At 49.7% G+C, this 19,954-nt stretch carries 15 protein-coding genes, 1 tRNA gene and 2 rRNA genes; 4 read left to right on the plus strand and 14 right to left on the minus strand.

The features are described 5' to 3' along the window. Positions 1-146 precede the first annotated feature (146 nt). The 3 genes from AC6R03_RS02590 (at position 147) to AC6R03_RS02600 (ending at position 3,356) form a co-directional block, all read left to right on the plus strand. Positions 147-3,036, plus strand: a 23S ribosomal RNA gene (locus AC6R03_RS02590). Positions 3,037-3,122: 86 nt separating this feature from the next. Further along, positions 3,123-3,238: ribosomal RNA gene (rrf, locus tag AC6R03_RS02595) — 5S ribosomal RNA — on the plus strand. Between the two features lie 41 nt (positions 3,239-3,279). Beyond that, positions 3,280-3,356: transfer RNA gene (locus AC6R03_RS02600), tRNA-Asp, on the plus strand. A 443-nt stretch (positions 3,357-3,799) separates the two neighbouring features. Here AC6R03_RS02600 and AC6R03_RS02605 read toward each other — a convergent pair. Both AC6R03_RS02605 and AC6R03_RS02610 read right to left on the minus strand, forming a co-directional pair. Continuing rightward, positions 3,800-4,960 (minus strand): GGDEF domain-containing protein, encoded by a 1,161-nt coding sequence (locus AC6R03_RS02605; protein WP_500631413.1) that lies wholly within the window; start codon positions 4,958-4,960, stop codon positions 3,800-3,802. Between the two features lie 144 nt (positions 4,961-5,104). Beyond that, complete coding sequence (locus tag AC6R03_RS02610; protein WP_500631414.1) at positions 5,105-6,382, minus strand: cation:proton antiporter; 1,278 nt, start codon at positions 6,380-6,382, stop codon at positions 5,105-5,107. A 169-nt stretch (positions 6,383-6,551) separates the two neighbouring features. Between AC6R03_RS02610 and metH the strand changes: the two genes are divergently transcribed. Next, positions 6,552-10,232: a methionine synthase gene (gene metH / locus AC6R03_RS02615; RefSeq protein ID WP_500631415.1), complete on the plus strand. Its 3,681-nt coding sequence runs from the start codon at positions 6,552-6,554 to the stop codon at positions 10,230-10,232. A 105-nt stretch (positions 10,233-10,337) separates the two neighbouring features. Here the strand turns inward: metH and mgtE are convergent, their stop codons facing one another. The 12 genes from mgtE to AC6R03_RS02675 all read right to left on the minus strand — a co-directional run bounded on the left by mgtE (position 10,338) and on the right by AC6R03_RS02675 (position 19,738). Further along, positions 10,338-11,693 (minus strand): magnesium transporter, encoded by a 1,356-nt coding sequence (gene mgtE / locus AC6R03_RS02620; protein ID WP_334553454.1) that lies wholly within the window; start codon positions 11,691-11,693, stop codon positions 10,338-10,340. 181 nt (positions 11,694-11,874) lie between these two features. Continuing rightward, the gene (locus tag AC6R03_RS02625; protein ID WP_334553456.1) at positions 11,875-12,153 is read right to left on the minus strand and encodes an HPr family phosphocarrier protein; all 279 of its coding nucleotides are present in this window, start codon (positions 12,151-12,153) and stop codon (positions 11,875-11,877) included. A 4-nt stretch (positions 12,154-12,157) separates the two neighbouring features. Then, positions 12,158-13,021 (minus strand): RNase adapter RapZ, encoded by an 864-nt coding sequence (rapZ, locus tag AC6R03_RS02630; RefSeq protein WP_500627839.1) that lies wholly within the window; start codon positions 13,019-13,021, stop codon positions 12,158-12,160. Further along, a complete protein-coding gene (gene ptsN, locus AC6R03_RS02635) occupies positions 13,021-13,467 on the minus strand; it encodes a PTS IIA-like nitrogen regulatory protein PtsN (protein WP_334553460.1) in 447 nt (148 codons plus the stop codon). The genes rapZ and ptsN overlap by 1 nt, the downstream gene beginning before the upstream one ends. A 10-nt stretch (positions 13,468-13,477) precedes the next feature. Then, complete coding sequence (hpf, locus tag AC6R03_RS02640) at positions 13,478-13,765, minus strand: ribosome hibernation promoting factor (RefSeq protein WP_334553461.1); 288 nt, start codon at positions 13,763-13,765, stop codon at positions 13,478-13,480. A gap of 25 nt (positions 13,766-13,790) precedes the next feature. Then, complete coding sequence (locus tag AC6R03_RS02645; protein ID WP_500631416.1) at positions 13,791-15,278, minus strand: RNA polymerase factor sigma-54; 1,488 nt, start codon at positions 15,276-15,278, stop codon at positions 13,791-13,793. A gap of 71 nt (positions 15,279-15,349) precedes the next feature. Continuing rightward, a complete protein-coding gene (gene lptB / locus AC6R03_RS02650; protein WP_500631417.1) occupies positions 15,350-16,075 on the minus strand; it encodes an LPS export ABC transporter ATP-binding protein in 726 nt (241 codons plus the stop codon). Positions 16,076-16,195: 120 nt separating this feature from the next. Continuing rightward, a complete protein-coding gene (gene lptA / locus AC6R03_RS02655; protein ID WP_500627772.1) occupies positions 16,196-16,693 on the minus strand; it encodes a lipopolysaccharide transport periplasmic protein LptA in 498 nt (165 codons plus the stop codon). Then, positions 16,674-17,237, minus strand: coding sequence for an LPS export ABC transporter periplasmic protein LptC (gene lptC / locus AC6R03_RS02660; protein WP_500627771.1), 564 nt, complete (start codon positions 17,235-17,237; stop codon positions 16,674-16,676). The genes lptA and lptC overlap by 20 nt, the downstream gene beginning before the upstream one ends. Next, complete coding sequence (gene kdsC / locus AC6R03_RS02665) at positions 17,234-17,791, minus strand: 3-deoxy-manno-octulosonate-8-phosphatase KdsC (RefSeq protein ID WP_500627770.1); 558 nt, start codon at positions 17,789-17,791, stop codon at positions 17,234-17,236. Before kdsC ends, lptC begins: the two co-directional genes overlap by 4 nt. Continuing rightward, positions 17,791-18,756: a KpsF/GutQ family sugar-phosphate isomerase gene (locus AC6R03_RS02670; protein WP_500631418.1), complete on the minus strand. Its 966-nt coding sequence runs from the start codon at positions 18,754-18,756 to the stop codon at positions 17,791-17,793. Before AC6R03_RS02670 ends, kdsC begins: the two co-directional genes overlap by 1 nt. Before the next feature lie 16 nt (positions 18,757-18,772). Continuing rightward, positions 18,773-19,738 (minus strand): calcium/sodium antiporter, encoded by a 966-nt coding sequence (locus tag AC6R03_RS02675; RefSeq protein WP_334553471.1) that lies wholly within the window; start codon positions 19,736-19,738, stop codon positions 18,773-18,775. Between the last annotated feature and the right edge of the window lie 216 nt (positions 19,739-19,954).

Here is a 19,954-nt window from a genome sequence, read left to right on the forward strand (position 1 = left end):
AGTCTCTAGGCACTTATTCATATTTGAGTCCGGCAAAATCGAGTCTGCATCATGTTTAAATAATTGCAGACAACTTTGGTTGCTTAGTTTGTTTTCACTTTTCAAAGTGAAAGTAAATGAGCCAATAAGACCCTTTGGGGTTGTATGGTTAAGTGACTAAGCGTACACGGTGGATGCCTTGGCAGTCAGAGGCGATGAAGGACGTATTAACTTGCGATAAGCCCAGATTAGGTAGTAAAAACCATTTGAGTCTGGGATTTCCGAATGGGGAAACCCACCTGCATAAGCAGGTATCGCTACGTGAATACATAGCGTAGCGAGGCGAACCGGGGGAACTGAAACATCTAAGTACCCCGAGGAAAAGAAATCAACCGAGATTCCGAAAGTAGCGGCGAGCGAAATTGGACTAGCCCTTAAGCTTTATATGCGTTAGACGAACGGTCTGGAAAGTCCGGCAATAAAGGGTGATAGCCCCGTAGTTGACAACGCACATTCAGTGAAATCGAGTAGGGCGGGACACGTGATATCCTGTCTGAATATGGGGGGACCATCCTCCAAGGCTAAATACTACTGACTGACCGATAGTGAACCAGTACCGTGAGGGAAAGGCGAAAAGAACCCCTGTGAGGGGAGTGAAATAGAACCTGAAACCGTGTACGTACAAGCAGTAGGAGCGGACTTTGTTCCGTGACTGCGTACCTTTTGTATAATGGGTCAGCGACTTATATTCAGTGGCAAGGTTAACCATCTAGGGGAGCCGTAGGGAAACCGAGTCTTAACTGGGCGCTCAGTCTCTGGATATAGACCCGAAACCAGGTGATCTAGCCATGGGCAGGTTGAAGGTTGAGTAACATCAACTGGAGGACCGAACCGACTAATGTTGAAAAATTAGCGGATGACTTGTGGCTAGGGGTGAAAGGCCAATCAAACCTGGAGATAGCTGGTTCTCCCCGAAAGCTATTTAGGTAGCGCCTCGGACGAATACTACTGGGGGTAGAGCACTGTTAAGGCTAGGGGGTCATCCCGACTTACCAACCCTTTGCAAACTCCGAATACCAGTAAGTACTATCCGGGAGACACACGGCGGGTGCTAACGTCCGTCGTGGAGAGGGAAACAACCCAGACCGCCAGCTAAGGTCCCAAATTATAGCTAAGTGGGAAACGATGTGGGAAGGCTTAGACAGCTAGGATGTTGGCTTAGAAGCAGCCATCATTTAAAGAAAGCGTAATAGCTCACTAGTCGAGTCGGCCTGCGCGGAAGATGTAACGGGGCTAAGCTATAAACCGAAGCTGCGGCAATACCTTTTAGGTATTGGGTAGGGGAGCGTTCTGTAAGCCGTTGAAGGTGTGTTGTAAAGCATGCTGGAGGTATCAGAAGTGCGAATGCTGACATGAGTAACGATAAAGGGGGTGAAAAACCTCCTCGCCGGAAGACCAAGGGTTCCTGTCCAACGTTAATCGGGGCAGGGTAAGTCGACCCCTAAGGCGAGGCCGAAAGGCGTAGTCGATGGGAAACGGGTTAATATTCCCGTACTTCAACTTATTGCGATGGGGGGACGGAGAAGGCTAGGTGGGCCTGGCGACGGTTGTCCAGGTTCAAGTGCGTAGGCTTGAGAGTTAGGTAAATCCGGCTCTCTTTAAGGCTGAGACACGACGTCGAGCGCCCAAGGGCGTGAAGTCATTGATGCCATGCTTCCAGGAAAAGCCTCTAAGCTTCAGATAAGTTGGAATCGTACCCCAAACCGACACAGGTGGTCGGGTAGAGAATACCAAGGCGCTTGAGAGAACTCGGGTGAAGGAACTAGGCAAAATGGTACCGTAACTTCGGGAGAAGGTACGCTCTTGACGGTGAAGTCCCTCGCGGATGGAGCTATTGAGAGTCGCAGATACCAGGTGGCTGCAACTGTTTATTAAAAACACAGCACTGTGCAAAATCGTAAGATGACGTATACGGTGTGACGCCTGCCCGGTGCCGGAAGGTTAATTGATGGGGTTAGACTTCGGTCGAAGCTCTTGATCGAAGCCCCGGTAAACGGCGGCCGTAACTATAACGGTCCTAAGGTAGCGAAATTCCTTGTCGGGTAAGTTCCGACCTGCACGAATGGCGTAATGATGGCCACGCTGTCTCCACCCGAGACTCAGTGAAATTGAAATCGCTGTGAAGATGCAGTGTACCCGCGGCTAGACGGAAAGACCCCGTGAACCTTTACTACAGCTTGGCACTGAACATTGAGCCTACATGTGTAGGATAGGTGGGAGGCTTTGAAGCAGGTACGCCAGTATCTGTGGAGCCGACCTTGAAATACCACCCTTGTATGTTTGATGTTCTAACTTAGCCCCGTTATCCGGGGTGAGGACAGTGCCTGGTGGGTAGTTTGACTGGGGCGGTCTCCTCCCAAAGAGTAACGGAGGAGCACGAAGGTGGGCTAATCACGGTTGGACATCGTGAGGTTAGTGCAATGGCATAAGCCCGCTTGACTGCGAGAATGACAATTCGAGCAGGTGCGAAAGCAGGTCATAGTGATCCGGTGGTTCTGAATGGAAGGGCCATCGCTCAACGGATAAAAGGTACTCCGGGGATAACAGGCTGATACCGCCCAAGAGTTCATATCGACGGCGGTGTTTGGCACCTCGATGTCGGCTCATCACATCCTGGGGCTGAAGTCGGTCCCAAGGGTATGGCTGTTCGCCATTTAAAGTGGTACGCGAGCTGGGTTTAGAACGTCGTGAGACAGTTCGGTCCCTATCTGCCGTGGGCGTTGGAAGATTGAAGGGGGCTGCTCCTAGTACGAGAGGACCGGAGTGGACGAACCTCTGGTGTTCGGGTTGTGTCGCCAGACGCATTGCCCGGTAGCTAAGTTCGGAATCGATAACCGCTGAAAGCATCTAAGCGGGAAGCGAGCCCTGAGATGAGTCTTCCCTGATACTTTAAGTATCCTTAAGGGTTGTTCGAGACTAGAACGTTGATAGGCAGGGTGTGTAAGCGCTGTGAGGCGTTGAGCTAACCTGTACTAATTGCCCGTGAGGCTTAACCATACAACACCCAAAGGGTTTTGATGGACTCAATGAAAGAACATTGAATGTGTAAGAACTGAAAACAGCTTTCCGAATTAAAGAATTTGCTTGGCGACCATAGCGATTTGGACCCACCTGATTCCATGCCGAACTCAGAAGTGAAACGAATTAGCGCCGATGGTAGTGTGGGGTTTCCCCATGTGAGAGTAGGACATCGCCAGGCTTCAAATTATGGACACTTGCTTAGGCGAGTGACACCACTGCGGAGTGGTAGTTCAGTTGGTTAGAATACCGGCCTGTCACGCCGGGGGTCGCGGGTTCGAGTCCCGTCCACTCCGCCACTTATTAGAAAGCCTAGTCGAAAGACTGGGCTTTTTTACGTTTAACGCTCCCGAAAGTGCTGTGCACTTTTTCGCGGGCCGGAATGCCGGACCATCGAGTCCCGTCCACTCCGCCACTTATTAGAAAGCCTAGTCGAAAGACTGGGCTTTTTTACGTTTAACGCTCCTGAAAGTGCTGTGCACTTTCTCGCGGGCCGGAATGCTGGACCATCTACTCTCCCCTGCTCAGCCAGCAACTCGTATCCAGCTGTACTACTACAGGTAGAAAAGTAGGCTTCTTCGCATCAAAGCAATACAAATTGCCATCAACTCAGCGTTTTCAGCAGAGTCGAAGTCTCTAGTTTCTATGGGTCAGCTCCCGCTTTCTGAATGTCACCTTTGTACAGACAGTATAGATGTGAAAAGCTCTGCTATAGGCAGGGCTTCTCAACAAATGGTTGCGGTCACTGGGCAACAACCACTTGGTTTCGTCCACCATTTTTGGCTTCATAGAGGGCAATATCGGCATTGGAGAGTAGGTCATCCACCGAGTCACTGCGTTTGAGTTCTGCGACGCCAAAGCTCATGGTGCAATCAAGATGAACACTACTGACGATAGGGTTCAGCGACACCTTTTGCCTCAATAGTTCTGCTTGTTGAATCGCTTCTTCCGCTGTGTGCTTGGGTAACAGTAGCATAAACTCATCACCGCCAAAACGTATTGCCAAAACCGAGTCTGGTAGAGAGTGCTGCATAAGCTTGGCGACTTTCTCAATGGTTTTGTCTCCCACCAGATGCCCTAGCTCATCGTTAATCTGTTTGAAGTTATCGATATCGGTCATTATCACGCTAAGGGGCAGATGTTCCTCTTTCGATTGACAAACTAGAGAAGGCAGTAACGAGTCCATCGCTCGTCGGTTATAGAGTCCTGTCAATGGATCCTTTTGTGACAACTGATGGATGGAGTCGAGCAATCTCGCATTGATGAGCCATAACATGCTCAGGCTAATGGCAACCATTAATATGATGCAGAATAGGTAGGTCAGGGCATGAATCAGTCCAGAACTCATATAACTGCTAATCGTAGGTCCGAGCGCGGTATAGATGATGCGAAATACCATAAAACTGCCATAGCTGACAAATGGGATCACCATCATGAGAAGTGGAAATTTGGCATCGTCCTTCTCGCCCTTAAGCAGTGCCCAAGCCGCGAAAAAACAGGAGGCGCTGAGGTAGGCGCTTAAGATAAGAATACGGGCATTGATGGATGGCGTTACATAGGTAAAGAAAACAAACAGTAGACCTGCTAGCAGCAATGCCCCCTCTAGCCATCGCACTCCTTTACTGTGATAGGCGCGAATCGAGCAGATGCCTTTCACGGTAAAAAGAAAACCCAGCATGATGAGGGTATTGGCGAGCACTATGGTCAGCCACTCTGGCGCGGTTCCTCGAAAACCTAAAAACATCGGCCCTAAGCCAATCATAAAGATGCCAGCGGCCAGTCGGTTTAGTCCAAGAACTTGTTTCTGCGAGGTTTGATAAAAGAACAAGCCTGAAGAATAAATAAAGGAGAAGACGATAACCGTGAAGTTAAGTGTGCGAATGTCTAAAGAGAGGATTTCCATAATGTAGCCAAAGATGGGGGCGCCTATCGAAGAGTCATAGTAGACATTTTGCTTGGCGATAGCTGCAATCGGATGTCATTTATCCGATACAGGTAGAAAAATGCCAGCGTATTTCGCTGGCACTTATGCACTATGCTGCATCGATTAGGCTTGCTGTTCTGCCCGTTTGGCTTTCTCTATCATTGGGGTAATGGTAGAGCCTTGCACTAAGATGGAAAATACCACTACAGAGTAAGTCATAACCAGGATGATCTCTTTAACGTCAATCAGCTTATCTTGAATGACCCAAATGCCAGAGGGAATGGAGAGTGCCATGGCCAGCGCTAATCCACCTCTTAGGCCGCCCCAGGTAAGGATTTTGATGGACCAAGGGTTGTAGGTGCGATAGCGCTTAAACCCTACGTAAGAGAAAAACACGCTCAGATAACGCGAAAGCAAGACCAAAGGAACGGCGACCGCCATCATGATCCAGTCTTCTTGATGGAATTCAAACAGCAACATCGACATACCGATCAAAAGGAACAAGACCCCGTTAAGGAATTCATCGATCAGCTCCCAGAAATGGTCGAGGTGATCTTCACTCTCTTTTGAAAAGCCGATAAAGCGCGTCCAGTTACCGATCATGATTCCTGATACCACCATTGCTAACGGGCCCGACACATGCAAAATCTCGGCAAAGGCATAACCTGCAGTGGGAATGCCGATGGTCAGCAGCAGCTCCATAGAGTGATCGTCGGTCGCGCTGATCAGGTAGTGGAACAAGAGCCCTAAGGCAAAGCCATACACAATGCCACCTATCGCTTCTTGTGCGAACAGCAAGGCGACGCTGCCTAGTGTCGGCGTGTCGTGACCAAAAGCGATAGTGTAAAGAGTGACGAAAATGACCAAGCCAAAGCCGTCATTAAAAAGGGACTCTCCCTCAATTTGGGTCGAGATACGTTTGGGGGCATCGAGCTTTTTGACAATCGCTAACACGGCAATCGGGTCCGTCGGAGAGATCAGTGCCCCGAAGAGTAAGCAGTACACCAGATCAAACGGAATGTGCAGCCATTGGCAAAAAGCATAAAGACCAAATCCGATGAAGAACGTCGAAAACAGCGTGGCGCCCAAGGCTAAGACAGTGATCTCCCATTTTTGATCTTTAAGGTTGGGCAGTTTGATACCCAATCCGCCAGCGAAGAGGAGAAAGCCGAGAATCCCCTTCAACAAAAAATCTTCGAAGTTGATGCTGGCGACCGTCTTTGACGCAATGTCTGTCAGTTGGAACCAATCATTTTGGCCTGCAACCAAAATGAGTAACGACAGCACCATAGAGCCCGCAGTGATGGCGATGGTGGTCTGCATTTTACCTATCTTGCTGTTTACAAAGGCAATCAGCATTGCCGCAGCCGATAAAAAGCAGAGTGTGTAGTAGACTGACATGAGCGTTCCAGTATGTAACAAATTATGAACAAGAATTTTGTTACTGACTTGTTCAAATAGCAAATGATTTTTACCCGTGGTGTGAGACGTATTTTTACCGTTTAGACGTCTAGACTCCTTTTTGATCTGTGATAGGATGGGGAAATAACGAAAGGAATGAGGCAGTACTGTGGGAAGTAATGTAAGGCAGCAAATCGAAGCGCAATTGCAACAACGAATACTTTTGATCGATGGTGGTATGGGCACCATGATCCAAGGTTACAAGCTCGAAGAGCAAGATTATCGTGGTACGCGTTTCGCCGATTGGCATTGTGATTTAAAAGGGAACAACGATCTGTTGGTGTTGACTCAGCCTACATTGATCAAAGAGATCCACAGCGCCTATTTAGAAGCCGGTGCGGATATTCTCGAAACCAATACCTTTAATGCCACCACGATTGCGATGGCCGACTACGACATGCAGAGTTTAAGCGAAGAGATTAACTTCGCAGCGGCCCAACTTGCACGTGAGGCGGCCGATGAATGGACGGCAAAAACGCCGGACAAACCTCGCTATGTCGCGGGCGTATTGGGCCCAACCAACCGCACCTGTTCCATCTCTCCTGATGTGAACGACCCAGGTTATCGCAATGTCAGCTTTGATCAGTTGGTCGAGGCGTATTCTGAGTCGACGCGTGCCCTAATCAAAGGCGGCAGCGATCTGATTCTTATCGAAACCATTTTTGACACCCTCAACGCCAAAGCGTGTGCGTTTGCCGTTGACAGCGTATTTGAAGAGCTCGGCATTACCCTGCCTGTGATGATTTCAGGGACGATTACTGATGCCTCTGGACGTACGCTCTCTGGCCAGACTACCGAAGCTTTTTACAACTCACTGCGTCACGTTAGACCGTTATCGTTTGGCTTGAACTGTGCACTTGGCCCTGATGAACTACGTCCCTACGTCGATGAACTCTCGCGTATTTCGGAGTCTTTTGTCTCGGCGCACCCAAACGCCGGTTTGCCGAATGCGTTTGGTGAGTATGACTTGTCGCCACAAGAGATGGCGCAACATGTTGAGGAGTGGGCGAAAAGCGGCTTTCTTAACTTAATTGGGGGCTGTTGTGGTACCACGCCAGAGCATATTCGTGAAATGGCCCGTGTGGTCGATGGCGTGACGCCGCGCGCACTGCCAGAGCTCCCCGTCGCGTGCCGTTTGTCAGGGTTAGAGCCGCTCACTATTGAGAAAGAGACGCTATTTATTAACGTCGGCGAGCGAACTAACGTCACGGGCTCGGCACGATTCAAGCGTCTTATTAAAGAAGAGCAGTATGATGAAGCGCTGGAAGTGGCACGTCAGCAAGTGGAAAACGGCGCACAAATCATCGATATCAATATGGACGAAGGCATGCTTGATGCGCAGGCCTGCATGGTGCGCTTCCTTAACTTGTGCGCCTCTGAGCCTGAAATCTCCCGTGTGCCGATTATGGTCGACTCGTCGAAGTGGGAGGTGATTGAAGCGGGTCTGAAATGCATCCAAGGCAAAGGCATCGTTAACTCGATTTCGCTCAAAGAAGGCAAAGAGAAATTCATTGAGCAGGCCAAGCTGATCCGACGCTACGGCGCCGCTGTGATTGTGATGGCATTTGATGAAGTGGGTCAGGCGGAGACGCGTGAGCGTAAACTTCAGATCTGTACTAACGCGTATCGTATTTTGGTTAACGAAGTGGGCTTCCCACCGGAAGACATCATTTTTGACCCGAACATCTTCGCGGTGGCCACCGGTATTGAAGAGCACAACAACTACGCCGTCGATTTCATTGAAGCCGTAGCAGACATCAAACGCGATCTGCCGTATGCGATGATTTCAGGTGGCGTATCCAACGTGTCGTTCTCGTTTCGCGGTAATAACTATGTACGCGAAGCAATTCATGCGGTGTTCCTCTACCATTGTTTCAAGAACGGCATGGACATGGGCATCGTCAACGCCGGTCAGTTAGAAATTTATGACAACGTTCCAGACAAGCTGCGTGAAGCGGTAGAGGATGTGGTGCTTAACCGCCGCTCTGATGCCACCGAGCGCTTATTGGATATTGCCGGCGAATACGCCGAAAAAGGGGTCGGCAAAGAAGAGGATGCCTCAGCACTGGAATGGCGCACATGGCCTGTTGAAAAGCGTTTGGAACATGCGCTAGTGAAAGGCATCACCGAGTTTATTGTTGACGATACAGAAGAGGCGCGAATCAATGCGAGCAAGCCTCTTGAGGTCATCGAAGGGCCACTGATGGATGGCATGAACGTGGTTGGAGACCTGTTTGGTGAAGGGAAAATGTTCCTTCCTCAAGTGGTGAAATCCGCGCGTGTGATGAAGCAAGCCGTGGCTCACCTAGAGCCGTACATTAATGCAGAGAAACAAGCCGGCTCGACCAACGGTAAGATTCTGCTGGCGACCGTAAAAGGCGATGTTCACGACATAGGTAAAAACATCGTTGGTGTGGTGCTGCAGTGTAATAACTACGAAATTATCGACTTAGGTGTGATGGTGCCGTGCGAGCAAATCCTAAAAGTCGCAAAAGAAGAGAAGGTAGACATCATTGGTTTGTCTGGCCTGATCACCCCATCCTTGGATGAAATGGTGCATGTTGCCAAAGAGATGGAGCGCCTCAACTTCGATTTGCCACTCTTGATTGGTGGCGCGACCACATCGAAAGCGCATACCGCAGTGAAAATTGAGCAAAATTACTCACAACCTGTGGTGTATGTGAATAATGCCTCACGAGCGGTCGGGGTCTGTTCCTCACTGTTGTCTGAGACGTTAAAGCCAGCGTTTGTTGAAAAGCTGCAAGCGGACTACGACGTGGTGCGCGATCAACATAACCGTAAGAAACCCCGCACTAAGCCGGTAAGCTTAGAGCAGGCGCAAAGCAATAAAGTGGCAATTGATTGGCAAAGCTACACGCCGCCGGTCCCTTTGAAACCCGGTGTGCATGTGCTTGATGATTTTGATATTGCAACGCTGCGCCAATACATCGATTGGACGCCATTCTTTATGACGTGGTCCTTGGTCGGTAAATACCCAGCAATCTTTGACCATGAAGAGGTCGGTGAAGAGGCGAAACGCTTGTTCGAAGATGCCAACGCTCTGTTGGATCGCGTTGAAAAAGAGGGCTTGATGCAAGCCCGGGGCATGTGTGCTTTGTTCCCAGCGGCCAGCGTTGGCGATGACATTGAAGTGTACACCGATGAGTCGCGTACCGAGGTGGCTAAAGTGTTGCACAACTTACGTCAACAGACGGAAAAACCTAAAGGTTACAACTACTGTTTGTCGGATTACATCGCACCGAAATCATCCGGTAAAGCGGATTGGATTGGCGCGTTTGCGGTGACAGGTGGCATCAATGAGCGTGAGTTGGCCGATGAATACAAAGCGCAAGGGGATGATTACAATGCCATTATGATTCAGGCGGTGGCAGACCGTTTGGCCGAAGCGTTCGCCGAGTACTTGCATGAGCGGGTGCGCAAAGAGATCTGGGGCTACGCGGCCGATGAGAACTTATCCAACGAGGAGTTGATTCGCGAGAAATACCAAGGCATTCGTCCTGCACCGGGCTATCCTGCGTGTCCTGAGCACACAGAGAAGGGCGCAATTTGGGAACTCATGGACGTTGAAAACACCATAGGCATGACGCTGACGTCGAGCTATGCGATGTTCCCTGGCGCTTCTGTCTCGGGTTGGTACTTCTCTCACCCTGACTCGCGCTACTTTGCCGTTGCTCAAATCCAGCAAGATCAGGTGGAGAGCTATGCACAGCGCAAAGGTTGGGACATGTTGGAAGCGGAGAAGTGGCTTGGTCCCAACATCAATGGGTAACCTGCTCTCTTAGCACTTGCGCTGAGTGTCACAAACAAAAAGCGCGGCCCTTGGGTCGCGCTTTGTCTTTTTGAAATATCTGTTGAATATCTGTTGGCGGCTGAGTTAAACAAACAGCGTCGCTAAGCCTAAAAAGACCGACAGACCGATGACGTCGGTGACAGTAGTGAGCGCCATGCCGCCTGCCAATGCAGGGTCGATGTTCATTTTTTTCAGCAGCACTGGAATCATTACGCCAGCCACACCGGCAACAAACAGGTTGGTGAGCATGGCGGCAGAGATGATGCCTCCAAGCATCCAGTCGCCTTTCCAAGCAATCACGATCCCGCCGATGATCAATGCCCACAAAATGCCGTTAAGCAGACCGATGGCGGCTTCTTTCATTAATAGTTCACGTTTGTTGGCGTCACCGATATGGCCCAATGCCAAGCCACGGATGACGAGCGCGACCGTCTGATTGCCTGCTACGCCGCCCATCGAAGGCACTATGGTCATCAAGACGGCAATAGCGGCCATCTGCTCGAGTGTGGCTTCAAACATGTTCGATACCGAGGCCGCTGCAAGCGCCGCTAACACATTGGCCCCAAGCCAAATGCTGCGTTTTCGGGCTGATTTGACCACGGGCGCAAAGGTATCTTCGTCGTCGTCCATACCGGCCATACTCATCATGGAGTGCTCGGCATCTTCTCGGATGACATCGACCACATCATCGATGGTAATACGCCCAACCAGATGTTTGTTCTCATCGATAACCGGCGCTGAGACCCAATTACGGCGTTCAAACAAGCTGGCGACGTCGGAGTCGCTCATGGTCACTTCGATGGCTTCATCCGCATCTTCCATTACTTCGGCGACTTTGATGTCGGGCTGAGTCGTAATCAGCGTGGTAATGGGCAGTTCACCAATAAGGTGGTTCTCTTCATCAATGACATACAAGGCATCCGTCGCTTCTGGAAGCTCGCCTTTCATGCGCAGATAACGCAGCACGACATCCACATCGACATCACCACGAATGGTGATGACATCGGTATTCATTAGACCACCGGCTGAGTCCTCTGGGTAAGAGAGCGCGGTTTCAATGCGCAGACGCTCTGTCGAATCCATTTGGGACAGAACTTCTCTAGAGAGATCATCCGGTAGGCTTCGCAGTACGTAAGCGACATCGTCGGTGTCCATCCCTTCGGTGGCTTCGGCGAGCTTTTCTGGTGCCATTTTGGACACCAAGTCGTCTTTGACGTCTTCGTTGAGCTCGTCGAGGATTTCACCGTAATCTTCTGGATCGGTGAGTTGCCAAAGGACTTCACGGCTTTTACGAGGTGAGGCTTCGAGGAGATGGGCGATATCTTCGGGTTCCATGTCCTGCAATTGGCGACGGACATGGACGAAGCGGCCGTTTTCGAGCGCTTCAGATACTTCTTGCAGGGCTTGGTGAGCTTGATCGAATTCAATTTGCTCGGCCATGGATTCCCCCTGACTCTAATGGTTCACAATGGATTGAATAGTAACTTAAATCTTACGTTAAGTAACCTCATGATACGACTTTGCCGAGGAGAAAAGTGCACCCACGTGATGAATGGAAGGCGAGTGGCGTTCTAAGGGGGGAATTAAAAGGTAGCGTGTGCGAGTGAGGGCCGAATCGGCGCTATTCCTCTTCGTCGAACTTGTCTTCGATCAGCGAGCAGACCGCTTCTAAGGCGGGTGAGGCATCGCTGCCTTCTGCGCTGATCGTCACGTGTTCACCTTGAGCGGACTCAAGCATCAGTAGACCCATCACACTGTCTGCGGTGGCTTCTTTGCCTTCAGGGTTTTGGATGGTGAGCACGGCATCGAAGGATTGAGCAAGCTCGACCAATTTGACGGCAGCACGAGCATGAAGGCCAAGTCGATTTTGAATGAGGACGGTTCTGCTCTCTTGCTGCATACGGCTATTCCTTGTGATGTTTCTCTAGAGAGGTATGACGAATTTGGACCTGATGGCCCAGCTGGGCAAAGTACTCGCCAATCTGCTGAGTGAGGTAGACCGAGCGATGTTTCCCGCCGGTGCAACCTATGGCTACGGTGAGGTAGCTGCGATTATTTTTTTCAAGCAGCGGCAACCACTGCTCAATAAATCCTTGGATTTGTCGTTTTAACTCCAGCACCTCTTGATGCTGCTCTAAAAACGATTTGATTGGCGTATCGAGGCCAGTCAACGGCCGGAGCGACGGATCCCAATGTGGGTTAGGTAAAAAGCGCACATCGAACACGTAGTCGGCATCAGAAGGTAGGCCATATTTAAAACCAAACGACTGAAACACCATCACCAAATCTTTGCGTTCGCGGCCTTCCACGCGCATGCGCACGGTTTCGCTCAGCTCATGCAATGATTGGCTGCTGCTGTCGATGATCAAGTCGGCTTGCTCTTTGAGCGGGGCGAGGAGGCATTTCTCTTTTTCGATCGCTTGCTCAAGGGAGGTGTTGTGCTGGGTTAATGTCAGCGGGTGGATGCGGCGCGTTTCACTGTAGCGTTTGAGCAAGGTCTCTTTGTTGGCATCGAGAAACAACACACTGGCATCCGACGATTGCTTAAGTTTGGTCAGGATGTCTTCCAGTAGTGTTGGCTCTGAGGGCAGGTTGCGGATATCAATACTGACCGCAACGCTCTGTTTGCTGGTCTGCACTCTCTGGATAAACACATCCAACAGATCCACCGGTAGATTGTCGACGCAATAGTATCCGAGGTCTTCTAAGACACGCAGTGCCACGCTTTTCCCGGCACCCGATTGACCGCTGACCACAATTAAGCGCATTACTGATTTACCATGATGTCGTAAAGTTCTTGATCAGACTGAGCTTTGCGCAGCTGTTTGAGGACCTGTTTGTCGTTGAGGCGTTCTGCCATACTCGAGAGGGTTTTCAAATGCTCTTTGCACTGCTCGTCAGGGACCAGAAGCGCAAACATCAGATCGACAGGGCGATTGTCGATGGAATCAAATTCGACCGGCGATTCGCATTGCAGTAGAACGGCAATCGCTTTGTCGCTCGATTGCATACGAGCATGGGGAATGGCAATTCCATTTCCTATGCCAGTACTGCCCATTTTTTCGCGGCTGAGCATACATTCGAATAATTCAGTGGAACTTTGGCCTGTTTTATCAGCCACAATTTCACTGATCATTTCTAGGGCTCGTTTTTTGCTGGTGCACTGAACTGCACTTTTCGTGCAGTCCAGTGTAAGGATTTCGCGTAGTTGCATGGTTATGGACTTAGTGGGTATTTAGCTTTTCTTTGTGCTTGTTCAATTGACGCACGAGTTTATCGACCAACGAATCGATCGCCGCGTACATGTTTTCTTCGTCTGAAGAGGCGTGAATGTCGCCTTGGTTTACGTGAAGGGTAGCTTCAGCGATCTGACGGACTTTTTCAACTCGAAGTACCACATGGACGTTGTTGATGTGATCGAAGAACCGCTCTAGCTTTTGAAACTTTTCGTTTACGTAGTCTTGCATTGCATCGGTGAGCTCGACGTGATGACCGGTAATATTAATTTGCATAGACTTTCCTTCTCGGTTGTTGGCCTTATAGCAGGCGTTTACGCTGACTCGACGGGGCGATCCCTAGAGATTCACGGTACTTAGCTATTGTCCGCCTTGCGACCTGAATTCCTTGGTCAGCGAGTAGTGCTGCAATCTTACTGTCACTAAGAGGTTTAGCGCTGTTTTCGGCAGCGACCAGCTTCTTAATGAGTGCTCGGATTGCAGTGGATGAGCACTCTCCGCCATTGTCGGTACTGACATGGCTAGAGAAGAAATATTTCAACTCAAAAATGCCACGAGGGGTGTGCATATACTTTTGTGTCGTAACCCGTGAGATGGTGGACTCGTGCATATCAACCGCTAATGCGACGTCGTTCAATACCATCGGCTTCATGGCTTCTTCGCCATACTCAAAGAAATCGTGTTGATGTTCAACAATACATTTTGCAACTTTGAGTAGCGTCTCATTTCTACTTTCTAAGCTTTTGATCAGCCATTTCGCCTCTTGCAAATTGGTGCGAATGTACTGGCTATCGGCACTGTTGCCTTTACCGAGCGCCGCGTACTGTTGGTTGACTTTCAAACGTGGCACAGAGTCGGGATTGATGGTCACCACCCATTTGCCATGATCTTTGTACACCGACACATCAGGGATAACGTACTCGGCGTGATCTTCAGCGATCCGGCTACCAGGGCGAGGAGCTAACTGTTGAATCAGTGCTAAGGTCTCTTTGAGCTCGGCTTCTTTGAGCTTAGTCTCTTTAATGATCAGTTTGTAGTCGCGGTTACCTAATTGATCAATATGATCGGTCAGCACCTTTTTCGCTTCCGCAAGCCAAGGGGTCTCTTCAGGGAAGGTCGCCAGTTGCAGCAGCAAGCAATCTTGCAAGTTCACAGAGCCGACGCCGAGTGGGTCAAATTGCTGGATGCGTTTACGCACCGCTTCAATCTCTTCGATTTCGATCTCTTCATTGTCGAAGCTGTCGAGAATATCTTGCGGTGAAACGGTGAGGTAGCCGTAGTCATCAATGGCATCAATGAGCGCGAGTGCTATGGTGCGGTCAGTGTCGCTAAACGGGGTCAGATCCAGTTGCCACACCAAGTAATCTTGGAGAGATTGGGTGGTTTCACCCTGATAAACCGGCATGTCATCATCAACGGCTAACCCTGTGCTGCCGGTGTTAGCGCTGTAGACATCATCCCATGTAGTATCGATTTCAAGCTCATTACTGATTTCCGATTTTTCAATCATTTCGGAGCTGTCTTGGGTCTCGACCTCGGAAAATTCAGGTTCTGCAGAATCCGAGTCTGACGCCTCGTTGCGGCTCTCTTTTTCCTCAGTACGGTTTTTTTCTTCAACGTTTACCTCGTCATTGGCCTCTTCCACTTCGAGTAGTGGGTTGGAGTCTAATGCTTCCTGAATTTCTTGTTGAAGATCCAAGGTCGACAACTGCAATAAGCGAATCGCTTGTTGCAATTGTGGCGTCATGGCTAACTGCTGTCCTAGCTTGAGTTGTAATGAGGGTTTCATTCAGTAATGCTTGCCTTAATGCTGGAGAACTTTCTTGTTCGTCCTATTATTATCTCTGTTACTTACTGTAATCATAGACGGAATTGTTCACCAAGATAAACTTGTTTCACCTGCTCGTTGTTCAACACTTCGCTCGGTGTGCCCTCTGCAATCAGATGGCCTTGGCTAACGATGTATGCCTTTTCACACACATCCAGTGTTTCTCGAACGTTGTGGTCAGTGATCAAGACACCGAGACCTCTATCCCTGAGGTGTTCAATGATTTTCTTGATGTCGATAACGGAAATGGGGTCGACCCCAGCAAAGGGTTCATCCAACAAAATGAACTGTGGATTGGCCGCTAATGCTCGCGCGATTTCAACTCGGCGACGTTCTCCCCCTGATAATGCCATACCCGCACTGTGTCGAATGTGCTGAATGTGGAATTCTTCAAGTAAATCTTCCAAGCGGTCTTGGCGCTGCTCACGGGTCAACTCTTCACGTGTCTCAAGTACCGCCATGATGTTGTCCTCGACCGACAACTTACGAAAAATCGACGCTTCTTGAGGCAGGTAACCAATGCCCATGCGAGAGCGGCTGTGCATCGGCAAAATACTGATATCGTTGTCATCAATGCTGATAGAGCCTTCGTCACGAGCCACTAACCCTACGATCATGTAGAAGGAGGTGGTTTTACCCGCGCCGTTCGGGCCGAGCAACCCGACGATTTGGCCCGATTCGACTTGCAGGCTGACGTCGGTCACGACGGTTCGATTGCCGTAGGTTTTCGCTAAGTTTTGCGCTTTTAATATCGCCATAATTTTTTGTGTCGCTATGGTTTCGTATCGCTGTAGTTACGTATCGATATAGTTACGTATCGAAATAGCTACGTTTCGCTTTAGTGATGCTTTCGCGAGTGATCGCGACGTTTTAGCTCGTTACTCTTGTACCGTTTGTGGCTGAAGAACCGTCGACACGCGGTCGCCTTTCTCTTTGCCGTCTGCAATCAACTTCTGTGAAGAGATTTTATAGCGAATTTTGCTGCCGCGAATCACGCTGTCGTCTTGAGATAGCATCGCTTGGTCAATCATCGTCAGTTGATCATCGCTCATCTTGTAGTAGAGCTCTTTCGCTTCACCGTAAAGGGTTTTACCATCGTCGGTCAACTGGGAAAAAGTCGCTAAATCCCCATACCCTTCAATCTCTTGAATGGAACCATCGGCAGGATCTCGAGTCACTACCACTTTGTCGGCGTTGATGTTGATACTGCCTTGCTTGAGCTTCACATCGCCGAGGAAGGTGACTTGGTTACTCTGCATATCGAGCTGTTGACTGTCAGAGTCAATGTATACGGGCTGATCTCGGTCGGTTGAGAGGGCCATGGCGTTGCTTGTCAGTAACAAGCAGGAAATCAGACTAAGGTGTGAGAGTTTCATATCTACCTTGTACGTGTTTGTAGAGGGTTGCGTTGTTATCTGCAAAGTTGCCTTTCATGGCTTGCCCTACTGTTTCAAACTGTGGGCCGACTAAAGTGACTTGGTTGTCAGCCCAAAAATCTCGGTTGTCCAATTGAATACTCATGGTGTCAGTGGACAGAGTGTCAAAGCCAGAATCTGGCAATAAGTTGGTGGTCAGAACGTCTTCATACAGAGTCAATACATGATCTTTGGTGAGGACACCACGTTTTGCGGTGACTTCCCACTCTTGCACTGTGCCGTCTCGATAGACTTTTAGCACAGGGCTTTGAAAAACGGTATCGCCGCTTTGCGCGAAGTGATCCAAATGAGCAGACGTGATCACATAGCTGCGAACCCCTTGTTCATTGTATGAGGTATTTTCTAAGCCTTGACCACTGAACATGGGCAGTTCTGTGTCCGGATCAACTTGAATATCATAACTTTGCTGCTTGTTGATCAGAGTGTAAGCACTGATGGCGACAACAAGTAGCAAGAGTAGATAGCCAATACGGGTTAGTGTCATATACTCAAACCTTTGTGAGTATCCAGTTCATCGCGTGCTTGGAGGATCAGGTCGCACACCTCACGCACGGCGCCATGTCCGCCACGAATAGCCGTGACATAATTGGCGCGCTGAGCTAGCAATGGGTGACCATCCGCCACGCACACTTTGAGCGCGACTTTATCCATAACTGGCCAATCAATCAAATCATCACCAATGTAACCGGTATGCTCAGGTGCAATGTTGAGCTTGTCGCAAATGTCTTGGTATGCCTTAAGTTTGTCATCTTGGCCTTGATAGATTAGCGTAATTCCCAGTGCTTTCATGCGATTTTCGACAATCGCAGAGCGGCGCCCGGTAATAATGGCAATCTCAATCCCTGCATTCATCAAGGACTTGACGCCATAGCCATCGCGAGTGTGAAAGGTTTTGAGTTCTTCGCCCTGATTACCCATGTAAATCAGGCCGTCAGAAAACACCCCATCGACATCGCAAATAAGCAGTTTAATCTGTTTGGCAATCGCAAACAGATTCGGTTCCACGGGTTGGTAAAGAGTGTCAATCATCGCAGACATTACATCACTCCCGCTTTCAATAAATCGTGCATATTCAGTGCGCCCACGACGCGTTGTTCTTGACATAAAATCAGGCCATTGATGCTTTTGTTTTGCATCAAAGCCAGACCTTCTGCGGCGAGAATGTCTGGGCTGGCCGTCGTTGGGTGCGTGGTCATGACATCACCGATTAACGCGGTATGGATATCAATACGTTTATCGAGAATACGACGTAAATCACCATCGGTGAAAATGCCGACCAGTTTTTGCGCTTCATCGACCACGGCCGTCATGCCCAGCCCTTTCTCGCTGATGACCAAGAGTGCATCGCGAATCACTGTGGTTGGCGTCACCAAAGGCAGTTGTTCACCGGTGTGCATGATGTCTGACAGCTTCAGCAGTAGCTTACGACCTAAAGCGCCGCCCGGGTGGGAGAGCGCAAAATCTTCGGCGGTAAAGCCGCGTGCTTGGAGCATGGCAACCGCCAGTGCATCACCCATCACCAGCGTTGCCGTGGTGCTAGAGGTAGGCGCCAGGCCTAGTGGGCAGGCTTCTTTTGGCACCGTGATTTGCAAATGCAAATCAGACAGCTTAGCCATGTTGGATTCTGGCTTGCCGGTCATGCTGATGATTTTGATATTTAGGCGCTTAAGCACAGGGAAAAGGCCCAAGATTTCTGAAGATTCGCCGGAATTTGAAATAGCCAGCACGATATCATTGGGATCAATCATGCCGAGATCGCCATGCGCGGCTTCGCCTGGGTGGACGAAAAACGCCGATGTGCCTGTGCTCGCCAGCGTGGCGGCAATTTTATTGCCAATATGGCCAGATTTGCCAATCCCCATTACGACCACTTTGCCATCACGGTTGTTCAAAATGAGATCGCACGCCTTGGCAAAATCGTCATTGAAGTATTGGTCGAGCTGCTTGAGTGCATCAATTTCAGTGTTCAGCACCTCGAGCGCGGCGCTGCGGTAGTCGTACATACAAAACTCCAAAAGGTTAAGCGGCCATGTTCATCACGAGATAAGTCTGGTAGGCGATAAAGCAGAAAAACAGCACGCCACCTTCTAATCGATTGATGCTGCGTGATTTACCCAGCGCCATCGCGACCAATAAGAGTGATACGCCGAGCATGACCCAAAAATCACGTCCCATTGCATACTCGCTGAGCATGGATGGGTTAAGAATGCCAGGGATGCCCATGACCGCAAGAATATTGAATACGTTTGAGCCGATGATGTTACCGACCGCCATGTCATCTTCCCCTTTCATGACGCCAGCCAGTGAGGCGGCGAGCTCAGGAAGACTGGTGCCGACAGCAATGATGGTCAGGCCGATGACCAGATCGCTCATGCCAAAGTATTGGGCGATGACCACCGCGTTATCGACCAAAGTGTCGGCCGCGATGGGCAGCAAAATTAAACCGACCACAACCCAGATGCCCGCTTTGAGGTTACTCACCCCTTCAGGCACTTCAGACTCTTGCTCTTCCAGTAGTGCGTCGCCTTTTTGTTTTTCGCTGCGGCTTATTTGCAACATTGCCACAATAAAGGCAGCAAACAGCACAAACAGTAGCGCCCCTTCATAAAAGCCTAAATGGTTATCCCAGAGCAGGACACCCGCTAGGACGGTAACGCCCACCATCAGTGGTAACTCACGTCGAATAACGGCTGAGCTGATGGAGAGAGGTTTAATGAGCGCTGTGATGCCGAGAATCAGTGCGATGTTGGCGATATTCGAGCCTAGTACGTTGCCCACCGCGGTATCGGTTTTACCTTCAAGGGCGGCGGTTGCCGAGACCATCATTTCCGGTGCTGAGGAGCCCATCGCCAAGATTGTCATACCGATAACCAACGGAGAAATACCGAAGTTTCGAGCCAGCGCGGCGGAGCCAAACACCAGTTTGTCCGCACTCCAAACAAGCAACACTAACCCGACGATGAGAAACGCAATCGCTTCAAGCATGATAATCCCTAAACAGTAGACAACGTGAGAATTTAACCGTCAATTTTGACGCTTTGCCGTTTAAAAGGGAAGCGGTAAAAGGAGAATTTTCATGTTCATTTTGTTGTGAAATTCGTAATTTAATTATTTTTGTCGTTAAATTAATAAAGAAAGAGTCACTCACAATTCACGCTATGTGGCTTTAAATTCGTCATTAATCTGCTTATGATTGCGCAT

It is taken from the genome of Vibrio sp. R10-SG-ISO4, from assembly GCF_059834135.1.

Excerpts from the sequence above, each read along its gene's own strand:
- AC6R03_RS02645 (WP_500631416.1), bottom strand. The coding sequence starts at position 15,278 with ATGAAACCCTCATTACAACTCAAGCTAGGACAGCAGTTAGCCATGACG.
- lptC (WP_500627771.1), bottom strand. The coding sequence starts at position 17,237 with ATGACACTAACCCGTATTGGCTATCTACTCTTGCTACTTGTTGTCGCC.
- rapZ (WP_500627839.1), bottom strand. The coding sequence starts at position 13,021 with ATGCGCTTAATTGTGGTCAGCGGTCAATCGGGTGCCGGGAAAAGCGTG.
- AC6R03_RS02670 (WP_500631418.1), bottom strand. The coding sequence starts at position 18,756 with ATGTACGACTACCGCAGCGCCGCGCTCGAGGTGCTGAACACTGAAATT.
- lptB (WP_500631417.1), bottom strand. The coding sequence starts at position 16,075 with ATGGCGATATTAAAAGCGCAAAACTTAGCGAAAACCTACGGCAATCGA.
- ptsN (WP_334553460.1), bottom strand. The coding sequence starts at position 13,467 with ATGCAACTACGCGAAATCCTTACACTGGACTGCACGAAAAGTGCAGTT.
- hpf (WP_334553461.1), bottom strand. The coding sequence starts at position 13,765 with ATGCAAATTAATATTACCGGTCATCACGTCGAGCTCACCGATGCAATG.
- mgtE (WP_334553454.1), bottom strand. The coding sequence starts at position 11,693 with ATGGCCGAGCAAATTGAATTCGATCAAGCTCACCAAGCCCTGCAAGAA.
- kdsC (WP_500627770.1), bottom strand. The coding sequence starts at position 17,791 with ATGTCTGCGATGATTGACACTCTTTACCAACCCGTGGAACCGAATCTG.
- AC6R03_RS02675 (WP_334553471.1), bottom strand. The coding sequence starts at position 19,738 with ATGCTTGAAGCGATTGCGTTTCTCATCGTCGGGTTAGTGTTGCTTGTT.
- lptA (WP_500627772.1), bottom strand. The coding sequence starts at position 16,693 with ATGAAACTCTCACACCTTAGTCTGATTTCCTGCTTGTTACTGACAAGC.
- AC6R03_RS02605 (WP_500631413.1), bottom strand. The coding sequence starts at position 4,960 with ATGGAAATCCTCTCTTTAGACATTCGCACACTTAACTTCACGGTTATC.
- AC6R03_RS02610 (WP_500631414.1), bottom strand. The coding sequence starts at position 6,382 with ATGTCAGTCTACTACACACTCTGCTTTTTATCGGCTGCGGCAATGCTG.
- AC6R03_RS02625 (WP_334553456.1), bottom strand. The coding sequence starts at position 12,153 with ATGCAGCAAGAGAGCAGAACCGTCCTCATTCAAAATCGACTTGGCCTT.